This window comes from Marinitoga sp. 1135 (assembly GCF_013363245.1).
In the GTDB taxonomy this organism is placed as follows: Bacteria; Thermotogota; Thermotogae; order Petrotogales; family Petrotogaceae; genus Marinitoga; species Marinitoga piezophila.
On sequence record NZ_LBEZ01000004.1, the window covers coordinates 1 to 22521 of the forward strand.

The 22521-nt window shown below is 30.2% G+C and carries 21 protein-coding genes; all 21 read left to right on the forward strand.

Going from position 1 to position 22521, the window contains the following annotated elements:
- Positions 1-642: 642 nt before the first annotated feature.
- Entirely contained in the window at positions 643-2091 is a 1449-nt protein-coding gene (locus XO10_RS03615) for an NAD(P)/FAD-dependent oxidoreductase (protein WP_014296217.1), read from the forward strand.
- Between the two features lie 72 nt (positions 2092-2163).
- A complete protein-coding gene (locus XO10_RS03620) occupies positions 2164-2406 on the forward strand; it encodes a DUF3783 domain-containing protein (RefSeq protein ID WP_014296218.1) in 243 nt (80 codons plus the stop codon).
- Positions 2403-4571, forward strand: a complete 2169-nt coding sequence (gene glgX / locus XO10_RS03625; RefSeq protein ID WP_075780393.1) for a glycogen debranching protein GlgX — start codon at positions 2403-2405, stop codon at positions 4569-4571. The genes XO10_RS03620 and glgX overlap by 4 nt, the downstream gene beginning before the upstream one ends.
- Before the next feature lie 129 nt (positions 4572-4700).
- On the forward strand, positions 4701-5909 hold the full coding sequence (locus XO10_RS03630; RefSeq protein ID WP_075780394.1) for a nicotinamide-nucleotide amidohydrolase family protein: 1209 nt from the start codon (positions 4701-4703) through the stop codon (positions 5907-5909).
- Positions 5910-5920: 11 nt separating this feature from the next.
- On the forward strand, positions 5921-7996 hold the full coding sequence (locus XO10_RS03635; protein ID WP_175421137.1) for a chemotaxis protein CheA: 2076 nt from the start codon (positions 5921-5923) through the stop codon (positions 7994-7996).
- Between the two features lie 12 nt (positions 7997-8008).
- Positions 8009-8437 (forward strand): chemotaxis protein CheW, encoded by a 429-nt coding sequence (locus tag XO10_RS03640; RefSeq protein ID WP_014296222.1) that lies wholly within the window; start codon positions 8009-8011, stop codon positions 8435-8437.
- Between the two features lie 31 nt (positions 8438-8468).
- On the forward strand, positions 8469-8834 hold the full coding sequence (locus tag XO10_RS03645; RefSeq protein ID WP_014296223.1) for a response regulator: 366 nt from the start codon (positions 8469-8471) through the stop codon (positions 8832-8834).
- The gene (locus tag XO10_RS03650; protein WP_014296224.1) at positions 8831-9226 is read left to right on the forward strand and encodes a hypothetical protein; all 396 of its coding nucleotides are present in this window, start codon (positions 8831-8833) and stop codon (positions 9224-9226) included. The genes XO10_RS03645 and XO10_RS03650 overlap by 4 nt, the downstream gene beginning before the upstream one ends.
- Positions 9207-9989 (forward strand): flagellar type III secretion system pore protein FliP, encoded by a 783-nt coding sequence (gene fliP / locus XO10_RS03655; protein ID WP_014296225.1) that lies wholly within the window; start codon positions 9207-9209, stop codon positions 9987-9989. Before XO10_RS03650 ends, fliP begins: the two co-directional genes overlap by 20 nt.
- Before the next feature lie 2 nt (positions 9990-9991).
- Entirely contained in the window at positions 9992-10258 is a 267-nt protein-coding gene (fliQ, locus tag XO10_RS03660; RefSeq protein WP_014296226.1) for a flagellar biosynthesis protein FliQ, read from the forward strand.
- Between the two features lies 1 nt (position 10259).
- On the forward strand, positions 10260-11033 hold the full coding sequence (gene fliR, locus XO10_RS03665; protein WP_014296227.1) for a flagellar biosynthetic protein FliR: 774 nt from the start codon (positions 10260-10262) through the stop codon (positions 11031-11033).
- Positions 10997-12085 (forward strand): flagellar biosynthesis protein FlhB, encoded by a 1089-nt coding sequence (gene flhB, locus XO10_RS03670; RefSeq protein ID WP_014296228.1) that lies wholly within the window; start codon positions 10997-10999, stop codon positions 12083-12085. Before fliR ends, flhB begins: the two co-directional genes overlap by 37 nt.
- A 13-nt stretch (positions 12086-12098) precedes the next feature.
- Positions 12099-14234, forward strand: coding sequence for a flagellar biosynthesis protein FlhA (gene flhA / locus XO10_RS03675; protein ID WP_075780396.1), 2136 nt, complete (start codon positions 12099-12101; stop codon positions 14232-14234).
- Between the two features lie 10 nt (positions 14235-14244).
- The gene (gene flhF / locus XO10_RS03680) at positions 14245-15714 is read left to right on the forward strand and encodes a flagellar biosynthesis protein FlhF (protein WP_014296230.1); all 1470 of its coding nucleotides are present in this window, start codon (positions 14245-14247) and stop codon (positions 15712-15714) included.
- On the forward strand, positions 15711-16577 hold the full coding sequence (locus XO10_RS03685) for a P-loop NTPase (protein WP_014296231.1): 867 nt from the start codon (positions 15711-15713) through the stop codon (positions 16575-16577). Before flhF ends, XO10_RS03685 begins: the two co-directional genes overlap by 4 nt.
- 5 nt (positions 16578-16582) lie before the next feature.
- On the forward strand, positions 16583-17242 hold the full coding sequence (locus XO10_RS03690; RefSeq protein ID WP_014296232.1) for a hypothetical protein: 660 nt from the start codon (positions 16583-16585) through the stop codon (positions 17240-17242).
- Complete coding sequence (locus XO10_RS03695; RefSeq protein WP_014296233.1) at positions 17239-17865, forward strand: chemotaxis protein CheC; 627 nt, start codon at positions 17239-17241, stop codon at positions 17863-17865. The genes XO10_RS03690 and XO10_RS03695 overlap by 4 nt, the downstream gene beginning before the upstream one ends.
- 4 nt (positions 17866-17869) lie before the next feature.
- Positions 17870-18343 (forward strand): chemoreceptor glutamine deamidase/glutamate methylesterase CheD, encoded by a 474-nt coding sequence (gene cheD / locus XO10_RS03700; RefSeq protein WP_014296234.1) that lies wholly within the window; start codon positions 17870-17872, stop codon positions 18341-18343.
- 153 nt (positions 18344-18496) lie between these two features.
- Positions 18497-19183 carry a FliA/WhiG family RNA polymerase sigma factor gene (locus XO10_RS03705; RefSeq protein ID WP_014296235.1) on the forward strand — a complete coding sequence of 229 codons (687 nt, stop codon included), beginning with the start codon at positions 18497-18499 and terminating at the stop codon, positions 19181-19183.
- A gap of 1 nt (position 19184) precedes the next feature.
- Positions 19185-19505 (forward strand): hypothetical protein, encoded by a 321-nt coding sequence (locus XO10_RS03710; RefSeq protein ID WP_014296236.1) that lies wholly within the window; start codon positions 19185-19187, stop codon positions 19503-19505.
- A 35-nt stretch (positions 19506-19540) separates the two neighbouring features.
- Entirely contained in the window at positions 19541-22456 is a 2916-nt protein-coding gene (gene mfd, locus XO10_RS03715; protein ID WP_175421138.1) for a transcription-repair coupling factor, read from the forward strand.
- Positions 22457-22521: the final 65 nt, after the last annotated feature.

The following is a 22521-nucleotide window of genomic DNA, read 5'->3' on the forward strand; positions in this document are numbered from 1 at the left end:
TTTTTACAACAGGCATTATAGGACAGTTGTAAAAAATAAAAATAACTGGTGAAGAAAATAGTACGAATAATGTTCGCTCAAACGGTAGAAAATTCTAATCCTCAAAAATTTTCAAGTTTTCGCTCACATTATTCTAACTATTTTCTTAAATATAAATGAAAAGATGAAAGTAAAAAAATAATACGAACAAAGACTAAGAATTTCCCAAACGAAGATATTGCTTGAGCCGGAACAACAAAAATATTGTGAAAAATAAAAACGAATGAAGACTCGAAGAACGCCCGAAAAAACTGCGAATGGAGAGGGTCAAAAAAACAGGATGTTTTTTTGAGCGCAGCTTCTGCAGGGATGCAGAATCTAAGCGCCCCCGCGTATATGAGCAGTTTTTGAGGATCAGCGTTCGAGTTGTCTGAATGAGTTTTTATTTTTCACAATTATAAGAAATTTCACCGCCTGAAGGAACCTTTTTAGGAGTGTTTTTTATAGAACAAGGATCAAAAATTCTTGCCGTATGAGAGAATATTATTTTTCTACTTTCAAAGAGAATTTTTGAAGATTAGCACTCAAGTTGCTTGAACAAGCTTTTATTTTTTCCAATACAAAGAAACTTCAAATTGAATATATATTTACGGGGGGATAATTATGTATGATATAGCCATTATTGGTGCAGGAGTAGTAGGTTGCGCTATTGCAAGAGAGTTATCAAAATACCACTTAAAAATCTTATTACTCGAAAAAAGCGACGATGTAAGCAATGGTGCTTCAAAAGCGAATAGCGGTATTATTCATGGAGGATATGCTGCAAAACACGGAACATTAAAAGGAAAATTATGCGTTGAAGGAAATAAATTATATGAAAAATTAAATGACGAATTAAATTTCGGTTATAAAAAAACTGGAGCTTTAGTATTAGGATTTGATGAAAACGATGAAAAAAATATTCAAAAATTATACGAAAATGGATTAAAAAACGGAGTTAATGACATGAAAATTATCTATACAGATGAAATTTTATCTTTAGAACCAAACATAAACGGAAATGCAAAAATCGCCTTATTAGCTGAAGATGTTGGTATAACCTCACCATATGAGTTTACAATAGCATTAGCTGAAAACGCAATAAAAAATGGTGTTGAATTAAAACTGGAAAACGAAGTTCTGGATATATCAGAAAGCACAGATCACTTTTACATAAAAACCTCTAAAGATTCTTATAAAGCAAAATATATTATAAATGCAGCAGGAGTGTATAGCGATAAAATCGCTTATATGGTTGGCATTCTAAATTTTTATATAAAACCTCGAAAAGGTCAATATATACTTTTTCATAAAGGATATGGAAAAATAGTAAATAGAGTTATTTTTCAAACCCCTACAGAAAAAGGAAAAGGAATTCTTGTTACACCAACATATCATGGAAATCTTCTAATTGGGCCAAATGCTGATGAAAATACCGATAAAGACGATACAGGTACAGATATTGAAACATTAAAATATATAATAAAAACCGCAAGAAAATCTGTTCCTGAAATAGATTTACGAAAAGTTTTAACTTCTTTTTCCGGAATAAGGCCTACACCTTCAACTGGAGACTTTATTATAGAAGAAACAAAAGAACGTTTTATAAACGTTGCTGGAATAGAATCACCTGGCTTGACATCCTCACCAGCTATTGCAAAAATGGTGATAAATATATTGAAAAATTCTGGTCTAAAATTATTAAAGAAAAATGATTTTGATCCATATAGACCTCCTATTATAATAAAAAAGAACCTTTCATATAAAGAAGTAAATAATATGCTTAATATTGATTCTCCTGATCAAATAATTTGTAGATGTGAAATGGTAAGCAAAAAAGAAATTATAGATGCATTAACACGGGAAATCCCTATAAAAACTGTCGATGCTGTTAAACGTCGAACAAGAGCAACTATGGGTTTTTGTCAGGGTGAATTTTGTACTCAAAGAATAAAGAAAATAATGGCAGAAGTTCTCAAAATCAACGAAGGCAAAATAGAAAAAAACGATAAAAAATCCGGATTTTTACCTAAAAAGGTAAACCTTAAATTTTTCAAAGAACTTGAAATTTAATAAAAATTTATCTTTATGTTGTATTTATGATATAATTATAATGTTATCAAGATTGAACAGGAGGAATATAAAATGTATGATGAAATAAAAGACACGCCAACTATAATATTAAATGGTTTTTCCAGCGAGGAAATAAATAAAATAATGAAAGCAATAAAAAACACTGAAGGATTACCAAGAATAATCTTTGCAACAACAACAAAGGTAAATGTTAACTGGACAATAGGTGATTTAATCAAAGAATTAAAAAACGAGGATATTGAAGTAAAAAAAGCCTTAAAAAAAGCTATGGAGGATAAAAATAATAAAACATGAAAAACAATGATTTTTATTACGACAATCCAGATTCTTCTGTAAAATTAAAAACTTCAAGAGGATATCCAAAACCTGGTGCAACAGTTGATCCAGGAGGAGTTAATTTTGCTATTTTTTCAAAAAATGGAGAATCTGTAACTTTAGAATTATATCAAAATTTTTATGATGAAAAACCTTCTCACATCTTCATTCTTGATCCACAAAAAAACAAAACAGGAAATACATGGCATATTTATATACATGGAATAAAACATGGTCAATTCTATGGTTGGAGAATTGATGGCATATATGATCCTAAAAATGGAAAACGCTTCAATAAATATAAACTTTTATCTGATCCCTATGCAAAAGCCATTTCAAGTTCATATAACTGGGATGAAGAAAGTGTATACGGATACGATAGAATTTCTCCATTACTCGATCTTTCTTTTTCCACTTTAGATTCTGCTGTAAGTCCTACAAAATCAATTGTTATAGACGATACAAAATATAATTGGGATGATGATATACGCCCAAATATACCCTTTAAAGATTTAATAATATACGAAATGAACGTTAGATTATTTACAATGAATCCAAATTCAAAAGTTAAAAACCCAGGAACATTTAAAGGTATTCTTGAAAAATTAGATCATTTAAAAGAATTGGGAGTTAATGCTATTGAATTAATGCCTGTTTTTGAATTTAATCCAGATTCCATCGCCAGAACCAATCCAATAACTGGTGAAAGATTAAAAGATGTGTGGGGATATAATCCTCTTGCTTTTTTTGCAGTAACTGGAAATTATTCCACAGGAATAAAAATAGGAGAACAGGTTTTTGAATTCAAAGATTTTGTAAAAAAACTTCATAAAGAAGGCTTTGAAATTATTCTTGATGTTGTTTATAATCACACAGGAGAAGGAAATGAACAGGGACCAACTCTTTCATTTCGTGGAATTGATAATGAAATATATTATGTTCTAAATAAAAATAATAAAAGGTATTATGAAAATTATTCCGGTTGTGGAAACACATTAAATTGCAATCATCCAGCTGTAAAAAATCTAATTATAGATAGTTTAAGATATTGGGTTACAGAAATGCATATAGACGGATTTAGATTTGACCTGGCTGCAATATTGGGAAGAGACCAAAACGGCAATTGGATTGGTGATCTCTCATTATTAAAAGATATTGCAGAAGATCCGATTATTTCAGGAACAAAACTTATTGCAGAAGGCTGGGATGCCGCAGGAGGATACTTTTTAGGCGCATTTCCTGAAGGCTGGGCTGAATGGAATGGAAAATTCAGAGATGTAGTAAGAAAATTTGTGCGAGGTGATGAAGGCCAGGTCGGAGAAATAGCCTGTAGAATTGCAGGAAGTGAGGATTTATATGGAAACAAATCCCCTGTAGTAAGTGTTAATTTCATTACATCACATGACGGTTTTACATTATGGGATCTTGTTTCTTATAATGAAAAACACAATGAAGAAAATGGCGAAAATAACAGAGATGGAGCCAACGACAATTATAGTTATAATTATGGTGTAGAAGGCGAAACAGATGATATCAATATCATAAATTTACGAAAAAAGCAAATTAAAAATTTTTTCACCATATTAATGCTCTCTCAGGGAACACCTATGATATATATGGGTGATGAATTCTGTAGAACTCAATACGGAAATAATAATGCCTATTGTCAGGATACAATAAAAAACTGGGTTGATTGGAGTAGAAAAGAAAAATTTAATGATATATATCGATTTCTAAAATTATTAATAACTTTTAGAAAAAAACATCATACACTTAGAAGAGAACATTTCTTCACAGGTAGAGATTATACAGGTGATGGAATTCCAGATATAACATGGCATGGTGTAAAATTATTTAATCCTGACTTTTCATACTTTTCCAGAAGTCTTGCTTTTATGATTAGCGGTTCTGATTATAATGATCCAGATACCCCTGAAGACAATGATATATATGTAGCCATGAATTTTTACACCGATACATTAAACTTTGAACTTCCAAAACTTCAAAATAAACAGTGGTATAGAATAATCGATACAAACCTGAATAGTCCTGATGACTTTTTAGAAATACCGGAAATTTACAACGAACAGTTTTATCCAGTTTCACCAAAAAGCATAATTGTATTAATTTCACAAAAAGATTAATCTGAGTTTTTTCTTTTAAAAATTACCGATACTTTTCACATATAACAAAATCATACCTATTTACATATTCCAATTAAATTTTATTGTCAATTTTTTCGATTTTTGTGGTAAAATATAAGTAAGAATTATATGGGAGTGATATATATTAAAATAGGCTTTTTAAGTACAGGCGATGAACTAATAGAAGGTGATATTACCAATATTACCGTTAAAGAACTATCTCAAAAACTCAATCAGTTAGGATATAATATAACTTACCATATAAATGTTGCAGATAATATTGAAAATATTATAAATGGCCTTAAATTCCTTGTTCAACAAAAAAACAATATCATTATCATTACTGGTGGCTTAGGTTCCACTGAAGACGATTTAACCAGGGAAGCTGTTGCAAAATTTTTAAATAAAGATTTAAAATATGATGAAAAACTCTGTACAACAATTCAGGAAAGATATAAAAAAGCAGGGAAATCTATTAATCCTTTACTAAAAAAACAGGCCTATATAATTGATAATGCAAAAATTTTACCTAATGAATTAGGAAGTGCCCCAGGGCAATTGATTAAAGAAAAAGATATATATTATATAATATTACCAGGTCCTCCAAAAGAAGCTATTAATATATTTAACAATCATCTAATAAACTTTTTTTTACAATTTAAGACAACACCCAGAAATTTTACCAAAATCCAATTTCACGGAATTACCGAATCAAATTTAATGTCTATTCTCGAAAAAGAACTAAAAGATATAAAATATTCTACAAAACTAAATTTATCAATAGGACCTTCTGTTATAATAAAAGAAGATAATGAAACGATTATAAATAAAATTCATAAAAACAAAAAAATTAAGGATTATATTATACCCGAAAATCCTGTTCTACATTTATATAATAAACTAAAAGAATTGAAACAGACTATATCTTTTGCTGAATCATGTACAGGTGGTCTTTTATCCAAAATAATTACCGATATTCCAGGATCATCTATGGTTTTTAAAGGTGCTATTATCGCATATTCAAATGAAATTAAAGAAAATATTCTTGATATAAATTCACTTGAAAAATATGGTGCTGTAAGTAAAGAAACAGTGGAACAAATGGCAAAAAATGTTAGCTCTAAATTTAACACCGATTACGCTATATCAATTAGCGGAATTGCAGGGCCAGGCGGCGGAACGCCAGAAAAGCCAGTAGGTACAGTGTGGTTTGGTTTTTATTCAAAGAATAAAGATCTGATCCTATCTGAAAAACATTTTTTCTCAGGAGATAGAGAAACTATCCGCGAAAAAGCTGTATACTACTCGATAATAAGATTTATTAAAATATTCCTTTAGGAGGTTTTATTATGGGAGATATGGACGTTTATTTAAGCGTATTTATTGATGAAGCGAATGAAAACTTACAACGTCTTAATGACGAATTGTTAGACTTAGAAAACAACCCTGAAGATATGGAAAAAATCAATGAAATCTTTAGAGTTATGCATACCTTTAAAGGTATGGCTGGAACTATGGGCTTTGATAAGATTGCAAAGGTTTCTCATAAAATGGAAAACCTTCTTGACGAAATAAGAAAAGGAAAAACAAAAGTATCTGAAGATTTAATTGATTTACTATTTAAAACATTAGATGCATTAACAGAAAGTATTGCCGACATATCAAATGGCGGTAAAGGTGATCTCTCTTCTCTTGACGAACTTATAAATGCATTAACAGAATATGCAGAAAAAGCAGAAATTGGTGGTGGAGAAAGCCCTGAAACAAAATCAGAAGAAGTTAGTGAAACAACTTCCACTTCTGAGGATTCTGAAGATTCAGAATCAAAATTATCTCATTTAGATGATATTACAAGAGAATCACTTAAACATCTATATGAAAATGCTAAAGAAAAAGGTTTAAAATTCTATCTCATTACTGTTGTATTTGATAAAGATGTTCAGTTAAAATCAGCAAGAGCATTTATGGTATTGCATAAAATTGATGATCTTGGTGGAGAAGTTGTCTATACACATCCTTCATCTCAGGATATTGAAGATGAAAAATTCGATCTTGAAATTCAACTTGGAATTATTGTAAATAAAACAGCTGACGAAATAAGAGAAAGCATAATGCAAATCTCTGAAATTGCCAGCGTTGCCGTAAATGAATTTGAAGACTCCGATTTTGAAAAACAGGTAAAAAGTGAGGATAAAAAAGAAGACAGCAAACAGGCAAAAAATTCAGGTTCTTCTACTCAAAAAACATCTTCAACCACACACGAAAAGAAGAAAATTCAATTACAATCAGTACGTGTTGACATAGAAAAACTTGACCAATTAATGAACTTAATGGCTGAATTGGTTATTTCAAGAAGTAGAATTACTGAAACTTTAAGAAAATACGAAATCAAAGAAGTAGATGAAAGTTTAGCTAATTTAAGCCGAATCACCCTTGATTTACAAAACATTGTTATGAAAATAAGAATGATACCTATTGCATTTGTATTCAACAGATTCCCAAGACTTGTTAGAGACACATCTAAAAAATTAGGAAAAGATGTTGAATTAATTATAGAAGGTGAAGATACAGAATTAGATAGAACAGTTGTTGATGAAATTGGCGATCCATTAGTACACTTAATAAGAAACTCAATAGACCATGGTATAGAACCTGTAGAAGAAAGAATTAAAAAAGGAAAGCCTAAAGTTGGAACTATTAAACTTTCAGCATGGCATGAAGGCGATGGTGTTGTAATAAGCGTTGAAGATGATGGTAGAGGTTTAGACAGAGACCTTATTGCAAACAAAGCCATTGAAAAAGGACTTGTTGACCCTGCAATGGTACCAACAATGAGCGATGAAGAAGTATTCTCATTTATATTCCTTCCAGGATTTTCAACCAAAAAACAGGCCACTGATTTATCAGGTCGTGGCGTTGGAATGGATGTTGTAAAAACAGTAGTAGAATCATTAAATGGTTCTGTTACAATATCATCCAAAAAAGATGTTGGAACAAAAATCACCATAAGATTACCTCTTACATTATCTATTATTCAGGTATTATTAGTTACACTTGACGATTATGTATATGCAATTCCAATTGCAAACATTGATACAACACAAAAAATTACAGATGGAGAAATAAGAATTGTTCAGGGTAACGAAGTATTTGTATTAAGAGGCGAAATAATTCCTCTTATTAGATTAAGAGAATTATTCAAAATGCCTCCAAAAGAAGAAGATTTTGTTGAAAAAATTGTTATTGTAAAAACAGCAAATAGAAAATATGGTGTTGTAGTTGATAATTTACTTGGACAGGATGACATTGTTATAAAATCACTTGGAAAATATCTTAATAGTGTAAAAGAATTCAGTGGTGGCGCTATACTTGGTGACGGTAGAATCGCTTTGATACTCGATATAACCAATTTAAACGAACAATAATGGGGTGATATAATGCAAAAGGAAATACTTTCTTTTGAAGTTGTTAATCAGGAATTTGGAATTGACGTAGATTATGTTGAAATGGTAATAGAAAAAGAAGAAATTACACCTGTTCCTAACTCAAGAGTCTTTATTGAAGGTGTGGTTAATTTAAGGGGGCGTATAGTTCCTGTATTTGACTTAACAAAAATATTAGATTTAGAAGTACCAGAAGATATTGTTTTTGATAGTATTATAATAATGAAACACGAAAAAGAAGAAATTGGTATTTTGGTAAACAAAGTAAATAATGTTATCTCTTTTGATGATGAGGAACTTGATGTTTTACCTGCAAAAAGCGGTAAATTCGTTGGGAAAGTAAATGGTGTTTTAAAAATAAACAATCGACTTATTGTATATTTAAATCTTGAAAAGTTATTTGAATCATTGGAAACAAAATAAAATTTAAACATATTGTGGAGGTGCTTTATAAATGGCTATTAAAGTTTTAATTGTAGATGATGCTGCATTTATGAGAATGTTGTTAAAAGACATCGTTACTAAAGCGGGGATGGAAGTTGTAGGAGAAGCTGCAAATGGTCAGGATGCAGTAACCAAATACATGGAATTAAAACCTGACGTAGTTACAATGGATATTACAATGCCTGTAATGGATGGAATTCAGGCAATAAAAGAAATAAAAAAACAGGACCCTGCTGCAAAAATAATTGTATGTAGTGCTATGGGACAACAGGCAATGGTTATAGAAGCTATACAGGCTGGTGCAAAGGATTTTATTGTTAAACCATTCCAGGCAAATAGGGTTATAGAAGCAATACAAAAAGTTGTTAGGGGGTGATTAAAACGCCCCTTACTTTTTCATCTACTGCAACAACAACTACTAATCTTACCAACTGGACAATCTGGGCTTTTTTATTATTATTCTTTTTTGTTATATTTATATTTCTATTAATATTCATCCAGAAAAAATTGATTAACAAAGGGGTAATCACAACACCAAAGGTTAGGGTTGTTAAAAAATTTTATATTGACCATAATATGACACTTAATATTATAAAAGTGTTGGATGATTATTATTTAGTATTATCCAATCATAATTCTATAGCTTATCTGGATAAAATAGATTATGAAAAACTTTCTGAAATACTAAAAGGAAAAAGAGATTTTCTGGATTCATTTGTTGGAGCATTAAAAAGGGAGAAAAAAGAAAATGAGAAAACTTCTTTCTAAAAAATTCATAATAGCTATATTTTTACTAATTTTTGTAACAGGTATTGCTCAAGAACCAGTTCCTATACCTGAAATAAATATTGATATTGGTGGCGGAACTCCTGGCCCTGACACATTAATTCCAACACTGGAAATTTTGTTATTATTATCAATATTAACTCTTGCTCCATCTTTAATAATGATGTTTACATCATTTATGAGAATTGTAATAGTGCTCTCATTTTTACGAACAGCCATGGGAAGTCGTCAGGCACCACCAAATCAGGTATTAATAGGGATCTCTTTAATACTTACATTTTTAATAATGACACCTGTGTTTAATGACATATATCAAAATGCTGTTATTCCATATACCGAAGAAAAAATTTCATATACAGAATTTTTTGAAAAAACCTGGGAACCAGTAAAAAAATTTATGATCAATGAAATAGTTGCTCACCATAATCAGGATAACATATTTATGTTAGCTTCAAGCGTAAATAAAAAAGTTGAAAATATAAACGATACACCACCTGAAATATTAATCCCCGCATTTACTTTAAGTGAACTGGAAATCTCCTTTAAAATGGGGGTTTTAATTTATATACCTTTCATAATAGTTGATATGGTAGTTGCAAGTATTCTTTTATCCATGGGTATGATGATGATACCTCCAATAATGATATCAATGCCATTTAAACTATTACTATTTATACTTGTAAATGGATGGGACTTATTAATTGGCGGATTAATAAGAAGCTTCCAGACATCAGGAGGTCTATAATCTTGACTATAGAAGTTTTTATTGACATTTTCAGAGATGGTATATCTGTTTTTTTAACAGTTATAACTCCAATATTATTGGTTAGTCTTGCTGTAGGGTTAATTATAAGTATATTTCAAACAATAACCTCTATAAATGAGCAAACTCTGACATTTGCTCCTAAAATTATTATTACTTTCTTAGTTGTTGGCCTCTTATTTGGATGGATCGCTCAAAAAATCATGGATTTTACATTTAGAATATTAACAACATACTTTGGGATGATTTAAAATGGATGTGGTAACCTTTTTAGAAACCCGTTTCTGGGTATGGGCTATAATATTTTTTAGAATTGCCGGAATGACAATTTCGGCTCCAGTTATAGGATCAAGAACTATACCAGCAAAGTTAAAGGTTTTCTCAGCTTTATTTCTATCCTGGATTACATTACCTTTAGTAAATGAAACAATTACAGATTTACCTGTATTCTATCTAATAACAATATTATTAATCAATATGTTACTGGGAATATTAATAGGATTAATTTCATATATTCCCATTGCGGCTTTGCAATTCGCCGGTCAATTTTTTGCATTTCAAATGGGATTTGCAATGGCTGGTATATTTGATCCAATAAGTGGAGAAGAATCTCCTATTATAGGGCAATTATCTTTTTTAATTGGAATATTTGCCTTCTTATCATTTAAAATGCATATTGTATTATTCCAGACAATAATAAATTCCTTTTCAAATATCCCTTTAGTTTTTTCTATAAATACACATTTTTTCCCTGAAATAATATCCATGTTTGGAAAAGTTTTTGAAATTGGATTACAACTATCAATTCCAATGAGTGCATTTATGTTATTTGTAAATTTAAGTCTTGGAATAGTTTCAAGAATGATTCCACAGGTAAATGTATTTATAGTTGGAATTCCTTTAAATATAATTGTAGGAACAATTCTATTAATAACAATAATAGACGTATGGGTTGAAATATTCAATAATAACATGGTGGAGATAGTAAAATGGATAAACTCCTTAATGAATATGATTTTGAAATAAATCTTCAATTATTCGCTGATCCAAGTAAAACAGAAGAGCCTACACCAAGGCGATTACAGGAAGCTCGAAAAGAAGGGAACGTCCCTGTTTCGAGGGAATTGCTTACTGCTTTTTCATTTTTAGCTGTGGCAAGCGTATTTTTTGTAATGTCGAAATCACTATATATTGGACTAAAAGCAGCTTTTCAAAGATATTTAACTCTTGATACATCATTTTTGGATGAAAATGCTTTACTTACATTAATACTTCAACAAAAAGATCTATTTTTCAAAGTTTCCACATTCCTTTTTTCTGCTGCATTAACAAGTTTGATACTCGGTATGTTGCAGACAAAATTTTTAATTGCACCTGGTGCTTTAAAATTCGATATTAACAAATTAAACCCTATTAGCGGTTTTAAACGTATTTTCTCAATGAAAACTTTATTTGAACTTTTAAAGTCTATAGTAAAGATCTCATTAGTTGCTTACGTTTCCTATAGCATTATTAAAAGTAAATGGAATGTATTAATAGGATTACCCTTTTCAGATACAACCACTGCATTAAATACACTGGTTTCCATTATACTTGAAGTATTTTTTAAACTGGGATTTCTAATGTTAATACTTGGTGGATTTGACTACTGGTACCAAAAAAGAGATTACATAAAAAATTTAAGAATGACAAAACAGGAAGTAAAAGAAGAAATGAAAGACGTCGAAGGTGATCCTTTAATCAAAGGACAGCGTATGAGAATGTTAAGACAGATTATCAACGAAAACATGATGAAAGAAGTTCCAAAAGCCACTGTAGTTGTTACAAATCCTACTCATTACGCAGTTGCATTAAAATATGATGAAGAAACTCATTCAGCTCCAGTTGTAGTTGCAAAAGGTGTTGATGAAATTGCGTTTAGAATAAAAGATATAGCTATAAAAAGTAAAGTACCTATTATCAGGAATCCTCCTGTAGCAAGACAATTATATGCAACTGTGGAGATAGGTGATGAAATCCCTGAAGAAATGTACGCAATTGTAGCAAAAATACTAACTGCTGTTCTAAAAAATGTTTAGAAGGTGAAATAAATTGGGTAATTTCCTTAAAAATATAGATTTAGCTGTTCCATTATTAATAGTTGGAATTGTTATATTAATGGTTATTCCTATACCAGCATTTATGCTGGACTTTTTGCAAATGGCTAATATCACCTTAGCCATTATCCTGTTATTAGTTACAATGTACATTAAAAATCCTCTTGAAATATCTGCTTTTCCAACTTTATTGCTTATAACAACATTATTCAGATTATCTCTAAATGTTACCTCAACAAGATTAATTCTTCTTCAAGGAAAAAATTTCGAAGGTAAAGTTATAAGAGCTTTTGGTGATTTTGTTGTTGGAGGTAATTATGTTGTTGGTATTGTTATATTCCTTATACTCGTAGTAATTCAATTTGTTGTTATTACACGTGGTGCAGAAAGAATTGCAGAAGTAGCAGCAAGATTTACACTTGATGCTATGCCTGGTAAACAAATGAGTATAGATGCTGATTTAAGCGCTGGAATCATTACCGAAGAAGAAGCAAAGCAAAAAAGGGAAGATATAAGACGTGAAGCAGATTTCTACGGTGCAATGGATGGTGCTTCAAAATTCGTTAGAGGTGATGCAGTAGCTGGCATTATTATAACCATAATAAATATCCTCGGTGGTTTAACAATAGGTGTTTTACAACAGGGATTGAGCATGGGAGAAGCCGCACAATTATATACCTTATTCACCGTAGGTGACGGACTCGTTGCACAAATTCCTGCTTTATTAATCTCTACAGCAACAGGTATAGTAGTTTCAAGAGCGGCTTCAAAAGAAAATCTTGGAAAAGATTTAATGAGAGAATTGTCTTCAGAAAAACGCGTATTATATTTAACCGGTGGAGTTATTCTGTTATTAGGAATTGCAACACCTTTACCTGTTGCGCCTTCATTAATACTTGGCGGAGGTATTTTATTACTTGCTTATTTAACAACCAAAGGCTATATCAAACAACCGGTTACCGCTGGTGGTCCATCTGGAGAAACATTTGAAAGCAGTGGTGCTACACCTTCTGGCGGAGAACCGGGTGGTGGAACATCTGGCGGTAGCGGTGGTGGCCCAAAACCATCAGGACCACCTTTAACTTCACCAGAAGAAGTGTCCGAAATAATACAAAGCGACGTGCTTGAAATAGATATTGGATATGGATTAATACCTTTGGCCGATCCATCTCAGGGTGGAGATCTATTAGAAAGAATAACAATGGTGAGAAAACAAATCGCTTACGAACTTGGTATTGTAATAAGCCCTATTAGGGTTAGAGATAGTGTATTATTAAGTGCAAATGAATATGTAATAAAACTAAAAGGCGTTGAAGTAGGAAGGTTTGAATTATTCCCTGACAAGCTTTTAGCGATAAATTCTGGTATGGCCACTGAAGAAATAGCAGGAATTCATACTAAAGAACCATCATTTAATCTCGATGCTTACTGGATAGATGAAGAACAAAAAGAAGATGCTGTTAATGCAGGTTATACCGTTGTTGATTCACCAAGTGTATTTGCAACTCATTTATCAGAAATAATCAAGAAATATGCACACGAAATTCTTGGAAACAAAGAAACAGAAATGCTCATTGAAGGTCTAAGAATAAAAGAACCTTCTCTTGTTGAAGAGCTTACACCTCTTGTATTTAAAACATTTGAAATTAGAAATGTATTAAAAGAATTACTATATGAAAGAATTTCAATAAGAAATCTTCCTATTATATTTGAAAAACTTACAGAACTTGGAAACAATGAAATAAAAGATTTAGTCTCTTTAGTTGAAGGTGTAAGAAGTGCATTAGGAAGACAGATTTGTGAAAACTTAAAATCTGGAGATGGTGTTTTACACGTATTAGTTCTCGATAAAAACCTTGAAAACAATCTAAACAATTATACAATTGAATATGGTGGAAACTATACATTGGCTCTATCTCCACAAATGTCAAATAATTTATTAAACAATATAAGTCAGCAATTAGAATCACAGATTATGCAGGGATATAATCCTGTAATATTATGTAGTTCTCCTTTAAGATTCTATTTTGCGCGATGGCTTTTGCCTAATATACCAAATGTTAGCGTTATATCATATAACGAAATCATCCAGGAAATTCCTATTTCCGCTGATGGTAATATAACAGCGTAGAGGTGGTTAAATGAAAGTAAAAAAATATGTAGTATCAACAATTACAGAAGCTATGGAAAAAATACGCCAGGAACTTGGCGATAATGCTTATATACTTGACACAAAAAGAATTAGTAAAGGCGGATTTCTGGGAATAGGAGGAAAAAAATATTTAGAAGTAACCGCTGTTCTCGACGATGAAGATGAACCACAAAATATAATAAAAACCATGAAAAAACCTGATCTACCAGGAATTGGTGGAAATACAAAAGGAAAAGTAAAAGAAATAAATGAACTGGTAGAAAGAAATAAACGATTAGAACAGCGTATAAACAAAATGAAAAAAATGGACTCAATTGATGAAATATTAACTCCTGGAAAAGACAAATTTGTTAAATCAGCGCAAAATGAAATATTAAAATTAATAGAAGAACAAAGAGAAGTATCAAGACTTATAGATGAAGATGCCGATAGATTTTATTCACAAAAAGGAATGGAACATGAAGAACCATTTGAACCTTTAAACTATAAAAAAATAACCTATTCAAACATTCCTAACCCTCAATTAAATCAACGCAATCTTAATCAAAATCCATTACAGCAAAACAGGAAACAACACATATCTCATTCCAAAACCACTTCTTCTGGTTCAACAAAAAATGAATTAGATGAAATAAAAACATTAATTGAAAAACTCTCAAAACGAGTTATCTTAAATGGTGCAAATCCTTTGATTTCCGAATTGGTTGAAACCTTAAAACATCAGGATCTATCTGATGACTTAATAGAAGACATAATTAATAACATCCCAAATGATTTAAACAAAGACAACTGGAAATTCAATCAAAAATTTAAAAATCAACTTTTCAATATATTTAAAAACAATTTCAATTTAGATATTCCAGATCTCACTGGCACAATAATGTTCATTGGACCAACAGGAGTGGGGAAAACCACTACTTTAGCTAAAATTGCTGCTTTAAATAAATTGCACAGCAATAAAAGTGTTGCAATTGCCACTATAGACCTATATAGAATCGCTGCAACAGAACAACTAAAAACATACGCAGAAATAATGGATATCCCTGCTTCTGTATGTTATACACCAACTGAATTAAAAGCTACTGTAGAAACCCTTAAAAACAATAATTTAATATTAATTGATACTGCTGGAAGAAGCCATAAAGATGACATGCAAATTGGCGAATTAAAAATGTATATAGACTCAATAAAACCGCAATACATATTCCTTGTAATCTCTGCTAACATGCGATTAAAAGATATGATTGACGTATACAATAAATTCTCTGTATGCAATCCAACTCATCTTATTATTTCAAAATTAGATGAAACATCTTCATATGGGCAAATACCCTCTATATTAAACGCATCAAAATTACCTTTAATATATATTACAACAGGTCAAACAGTTCCAAATGATATTGAAATTCCAAACGTAAATAAAATATTCTCCCTCTTCTACGAGGAGTTGATATCATGAGCGTAATAAAAGATCAGGCAGAAAACTTAAGAAAAACCTTTTCCAAAAACAAAACAAAAATAGTTCTTGTAACCGGTGGAAAAGGTGGAGTTGGAAAATCAATAGTTGCTGTTAATACCGCAGTAAATCTTGCCAAACTAAACAAAAAAGTTTTAATATTTGATACAGATGCTGGCTTTGCAAATGCATCCATACTTTTAGGAGTTACTCCAGCTGTTAGTATAAAAGACTACTTTGACAAAAAATTAACCCTTGAAGAATGTATAATAAAAACTCCCTATGGCATTAAACTATTAAGCACAGGTATGGACATAAAAGACTGGCTTTCATTCCAGAAAAATTTTACCAGAAAAGCCATAGAAGAATTTTTTCAAATTGCAAAAGAACATGATTATGTTATAATTGATGTAAGTGCTGGTTATAATGAAAACTTAAAACCATTTTACATAGCTGCAGACAATATACTATTAGTTACAACCCCTGAACCAACCGCAATTGTAAACGCATATACAGTTATAAAAGCTTTATCTCTTTTAGAAGTAGATGGTATAATTGATGTGGTAATAAACATGATCAGAAAAAAATCTGAAGCAAATACAGCAGAACAGGTTCTAAGAAAAACCATAAAAGAATATTTATATACTGACATAAGAAATGTATTTTATATAAATTTCGATCATGTAGTTCACGACAGTGTAAAATCACAGGTACCAATTTCAAGTTTTAAACCTTCCTCAAACGTTGCAAATGATCTATTCTCAATAGCTGAAAAACTTGAAAACATGAGTGATACTGAACCCTCTAAAAGTAATGATAATCTATTAAAAAAATTATTGTTACTATTTGGATTTTACAACAGGTGAAAAAAATGAATAAAAAAAACTTTATAAAAAGAATATTCCTTGTTTTTTTTCCGGGAAATGGTATAAGAATCTTTCATAAAGACAACATCCTAAAAGCAAAAATAAAATCCTTCAAGGGAAAGGAAATAACACTTATTTCTCCGAAATTTGAAGATATGAAACTCGGAGATGAAGTAATGCTCGAATCATTATTTGAAGGGGCATACTATCAGGCGGATTTTCAAATAAGTGACATACGAGATTTTAGTGAAACTGAAAACCTTATTATTCTAAATCTAAAAAGTAATTTTAGAATAAAAACCAAGCGTTCAATGGAAAGACATTATGTTTCAATACCAATACTAATAGAAGACAAATACAACGGCGTAATATGGGATTTTAATGAAATGTTTTTGGGCATAGTAACCTTAAATGAATACATATACGAAATTCAAAAAAACGTAAGCGTTAAATTATCCATACCTGATTTCAATATAACCTTTCACGGAACAATAATAAAAATAAGACAGGAATTCTTTAATCTAAGTAAATTTATCTTTGAAATAAAAATTATGCAGGATCCTACAGGACTATTTGGTCAATATTTAAATCAAATTATAGGAGAAAATGTATTTCATAATAAAGAAATAGAAGAAGAGGAAAATAGCGGAGGTGCTGAACAATGAATGAAGAAAACTTAGAATTTTTTATGTCTGCTTTTAGAGAAATTACAAATATTGGAATGGGAAATGCCGTTAGTTCACTCTCAATGATGTTAAATAAAAAGGTTGATATATCGGTCCCTAATCTTGAAGTTATAAAATTATCGGACATATTCTTAAACATGGAAGATCCAGACGAGATCTATGCATGTTCATATGTAAAAATGGAGGGTGAATTAAACTCATCACTGGTATTTTTAATTGAAAAAGACTCTGTAAAACGTCTTATAAAAGAAAGTGTTGGAATGGAAATTCCTGATATTACGGATCTCGACGAATTATCCACCTCAATGATTGGTGAATTGGGAAATATTATGTTTGGTTCATATACCAGTGCTATATCACAATTTTTACAACTTAATCTTCAGGTTACCCCTCCACAGGTTGCAGTTGACACATTTGCTGCTCTCATTGCAGAATCAATAGTAATGAGTATTACATTTGAAGATGAAGTTATACTTACAGAAACAGAAATACAGGTTGAAGATTGGGAAAATATTATTAAAGGAAAAATCGTATTCTTAATGAATGAAGAAAACAGAAACAAATTGTTTGAATTCGTAAAAAAGATTTTCTATGGAGGTTAATCATATGAAAAAAATAATCGGAATTGGAGAATATAAAGCCTCAAAAACACCTGATGTTCTTGTAACTTTAGGATTAGGTTCATGTGTGGGGGTTTGTATTTGGGATAAAACCACAAAAGTTGGTGGATTAATTCATGTTATGCTGCCTCAATCAAATTCTCCAAATGCACCTAAACCTGGAAAATATGCCGACTTAGGTATCCCACTATTATTAGAAGATATAAAAAAACTCGGCGCAAAAGGGAGTCTAACAGCAAAAATATTTGGTGGTTCTGCAATGTTCAAAGGCTCTTCAATGGACATTGGAAGCAAAAATGTTGCAGCTGTAAAAGAACATCTAAAGAAAAATGGCATTAGAATAATTGCAGAAGACACAGGCGGAAACAGAGCAAGAAGTATAGAATTTAACCTTGAAACTGGAGAAGTACTCGTTAAAAAGGTAGGTGGCGGTGAAAAAGTTGAAATTTTCAAATACTGAACTTATATTTTATACTTCTTTATTTTTCATATTCCTATTTATAAACCTTTTTATCTCAAAAAACTTTTTCATAACCTCTGTTTTACGCTCAATAATAAGCACTGCTGTCATAATAATACTCAACACCATAGTGAAGGTAGTGATTAATAAATCATGAAAAATCTCAACAGAGAAGATATAATAAAAAATTTTCTTCCTAAAATAAAATATATAGCATTAAACCTATTATCAACCCTTCCCAAAAATGTAGAACTTGATGATTTAATACAGGAAGGGATTATTGGTTTGCTTCAATCACTTGACAAATACAATCCAAATAAAGGAGTAACCTTCTATTCATTTGCAGTAAAAAGAATTAGAGGGGCTATGTTAGACTATCTAAGAAAAATAGATTGGCTTCCAAAAGATTTAAGACATAAAATAAAAAAACTCGAAGAAATTTTAGCAGAACAAAATATAGACGATTATATTAGTGATGAAGAACTGGCAGAACAACTTGAAATCTCTGTAAAAGACGTAAAAAAATTAAAAGCGGAATTACACAGAAGTCAGATTTTAAGTCTCGATTCATACTTAATAGGAAACAATGAACTAAATGTAGAATCAGATAATGAAGAAAACGACCCGGAAATTCTTGCGTATAAAGATATGTTAAAACAAGAACTAAAAAAAGCTATTTTAAGTCTAAACGAAAAAGAACAACTAATACTATCATTATACTATGAAAAAGAACTAACCTTTAAAGAAATTGGAAAAATTCTTGAAATATCTGAATCCAGGGTCTCACAAATTCATTCGGCAATAATCGCAAAATTAAAGAAAAAATTAGGTGGTGATTAAAATGCCACAGCCAATCAATTTAGGTATATCCTATATTGCAAATGTAGATGTTTCTAACAACATACAACATCTAAATAGTGCATTGGTTGCAGCAAAAAGTACAGATCTTGAAGAACAGGTAAGAAAAAATGAAGAAGCTCAATCACAGGTTAACACAGCCAACGAATATGCTCAAAGTAAAGAAATAAAAGACCAGAACAAAAACAACTTCCATCAGGAATCACAAAAAAGAGAAAAAAACAAAAAAGGAAACTCTTCAAATGAAGAGCATCATATAGTAGTTGATGAATATCGTGGTCATACCCTTGATATTAGAATTTAAACGGACTTTAAGTCCGTAATTTTTTTGTATATGGGGTGATAAAAATAAACAACAACGAACTCTTAAACATAATAAAAAAATCAAAAAAACAGACAAAAATCATAATATTTCCAGAAACATGGAACCTGGAAAATTTCCTATTTGATAAAAATATATCTATCTATCCAGATTATGATGTATTTCCATTTGAATCAATAAAACCCTCTAAAAAAATCCTATCAAGAAGAATTCAAACATTATATAATCTATTAAAAAATAAAGATATAATCATATTAACCACATTACATTCTTTAAGTAGATACACCATACCTTATTCTATACTGAAAAAAAATATATTTTCATTTAACATAGATTCAACCTTCAACATAAATCCATTCTATTATGGCTATGAAAAAAAATGGAATGTATATGAATATGGCGAATATTCCAAAAAAGGTTTTGTATTGGACATGTACATTCCAATATATGAAAATCCAATAAGAATAGAACTATTTGATGATGAAATTGTAAGAATAAATTATTTCGATATAAACACTCAAAAAAGTATAGAATCATTAACCTCATTCACATTTATACCTGGTTCAGAAATATTAATGAAATATCAGGAAAATGCAGAAAAAATACTTTCAAAATATCCAAACACAAATAATACATTAGAAATAATAGATACAATACCAGCAATATATTATGAAAAAAAAGAAACATTATTAGATTATATAGACATAAAAAACAGTGAAATATTCATAATAAATGAAAAAGAAAGTATATCCTCATCATTTACCCGAGAAAGAGAAAACCTTGAATTCATTTATTCTGATAATCTAAAAAAATTGTACAAAAATTATTCTGGAGATTCTCTTGAAAATTTTATCTCAAAAATAAATTATAAAAACATAGAAATAAATAAACAAAATTTCATAATAAAAAAAATATCCTCAAAAAAGAAAAGTAAAGAAATTCCATTATTAGAATGGGAAGACTTAGAAATTGGAGATTTAATAGTTCATGAAAACTATGGAATAGGTATATATAAAGGATTAAAAAAAATAGAAACTCAATACGGAAAAAAAGAACTAATAATGCTTGAATATGCCAACAATGCAAAAGTATATCTTCCAATAGAAAGAATAGATAAAATTTCAAAATACGTTGGAGATAAAGACATAGTAAAACTTGATAAAATCGGCTCATCATCATGGGAAAGACGAAAAAAGAAAGTAGAAGAAAATATACGTTCAAAAATCCAAGAACTAATAAAACTATATGCTTTAAGAGAACATACAACAGGTATATCATTACAGGGTGATGAAGAAATAGAAGAAAAATTCAAAAAAACATTCCCATACATAGAAACAGCAGATCAGGAAAAAGCTATTGAAGAAGTATTAAACGATTTAGCTTCAACAAAACCAATGGACCGTCTAATTGCTGGAGATGCTGGATTTGGAAAAACAGAAGTTGCATTAAGAGCTGTAGTAAGAACTGTAAGTTCTGGATATCAGGCAGCAATACTCGTTCCAACAACAATACTTGCTCAACAATACTATGATAATGTAAAATATAGATTTGATGAAATTGGAATAACAGTAGAATTAATCGACAGATTCAAAACTCAAAAAGAAAAAAACATAATAACAGAAAAAATAAACTCCGGAAAATTAGATGTAATAATAGGTACTCATGCACTATTAAACAAAAATATAAAATTCAAAAAACTTGGATTACTTGTCATAGATGAAGAACAACGATTTGGAGTATTCCAAAAAGAAAAAATAAAAGAATTATCTCATGGAATAAACGTATTAACAATGAGTGCAACCCCAATTCCAAGAACATTATACTTCTCAATCTCCGGTTTAAGAGATATGTCTGTAATATCCACACCGCCAATTGGACGATTACCAGTAGAAACCTTTGTATCAAAATACTCAAAAAAAATAATTAGAACAGCTATATTAAGGGAAAAATCAAGAGGCGGTCAGGTATTATATATTCATAATAGAGTTAATGATATTGAAGATGTAGAAAAAGAATTATCAGAATTAATTCCCGAAGTTTCTGTAGTATCAGCACATGGTCAAATGCAAAAACGTTATCTTTCAAAAATAATAAAAATGTATTATAATGGCGAAATAGACGTATTAATTGCAACAACAATAATAGAAAATGGAATAGACATACCAAACGCGAACACATTAATAGTTGACGATGCGGAGCGGTACGGAATATCCCAATTATACCAATTACGAGGAAGGGTAGGTCGTTCCTCAAAACGTGCATTTGCATATTTCCTTTACAAAAACAAATTAAAACCAGAAACAGAAAAAAGATTAGAAGCAATAAAAAAAATAGTAGGTCCTGGAAGCGGTTTAAAACTTGCATTACAGGATTTAGAAATAAGAGGATTTGGAGATTTACTTGGAATAGAACAAAAAGGACATATAAACAACATTGGTTTAAACATGTACAAAGAAATTCTAAATAAAGCCATAATAGAAATATATTCAAAAGAGAAAATAATAAACAAAGAAAATATCAAAGAAAAAATAGACCTTGACATAAAAGGGATAACCATGCCCATTACAATTCCAGAAAATTATATAGAAAACCCAATAGAAAGAATGAGAATCTACAGAACAATTGCAAATGAAACAAAAATAGAAAACTTTGAAAAAATAAAAGAAGAAATAGAAGATAAATTTGGAAAAATACCTGAAGAACTTAACAATCTAATAAAATATAGTATATTAAGAATAAACGCATATAAAAAAGGCGCAAAAGAAATAGAAATATATGACAATACAGCTATAATAAAATACTCAAAATATTTAGATATAGATATATTAAAACTCAAAAAATACTCACACCACTTCAATCATTTTGAAAACAAAAAAGAATTAGTAATATATACAAAAAATCCAGAAGAATCGTTATTTAAAATATTTGAATAACATAAACAAAAACCCCCAGTCTATGAGACTGGGGGAAAAATAAAAAGAGGGGCGCTACCTACTCT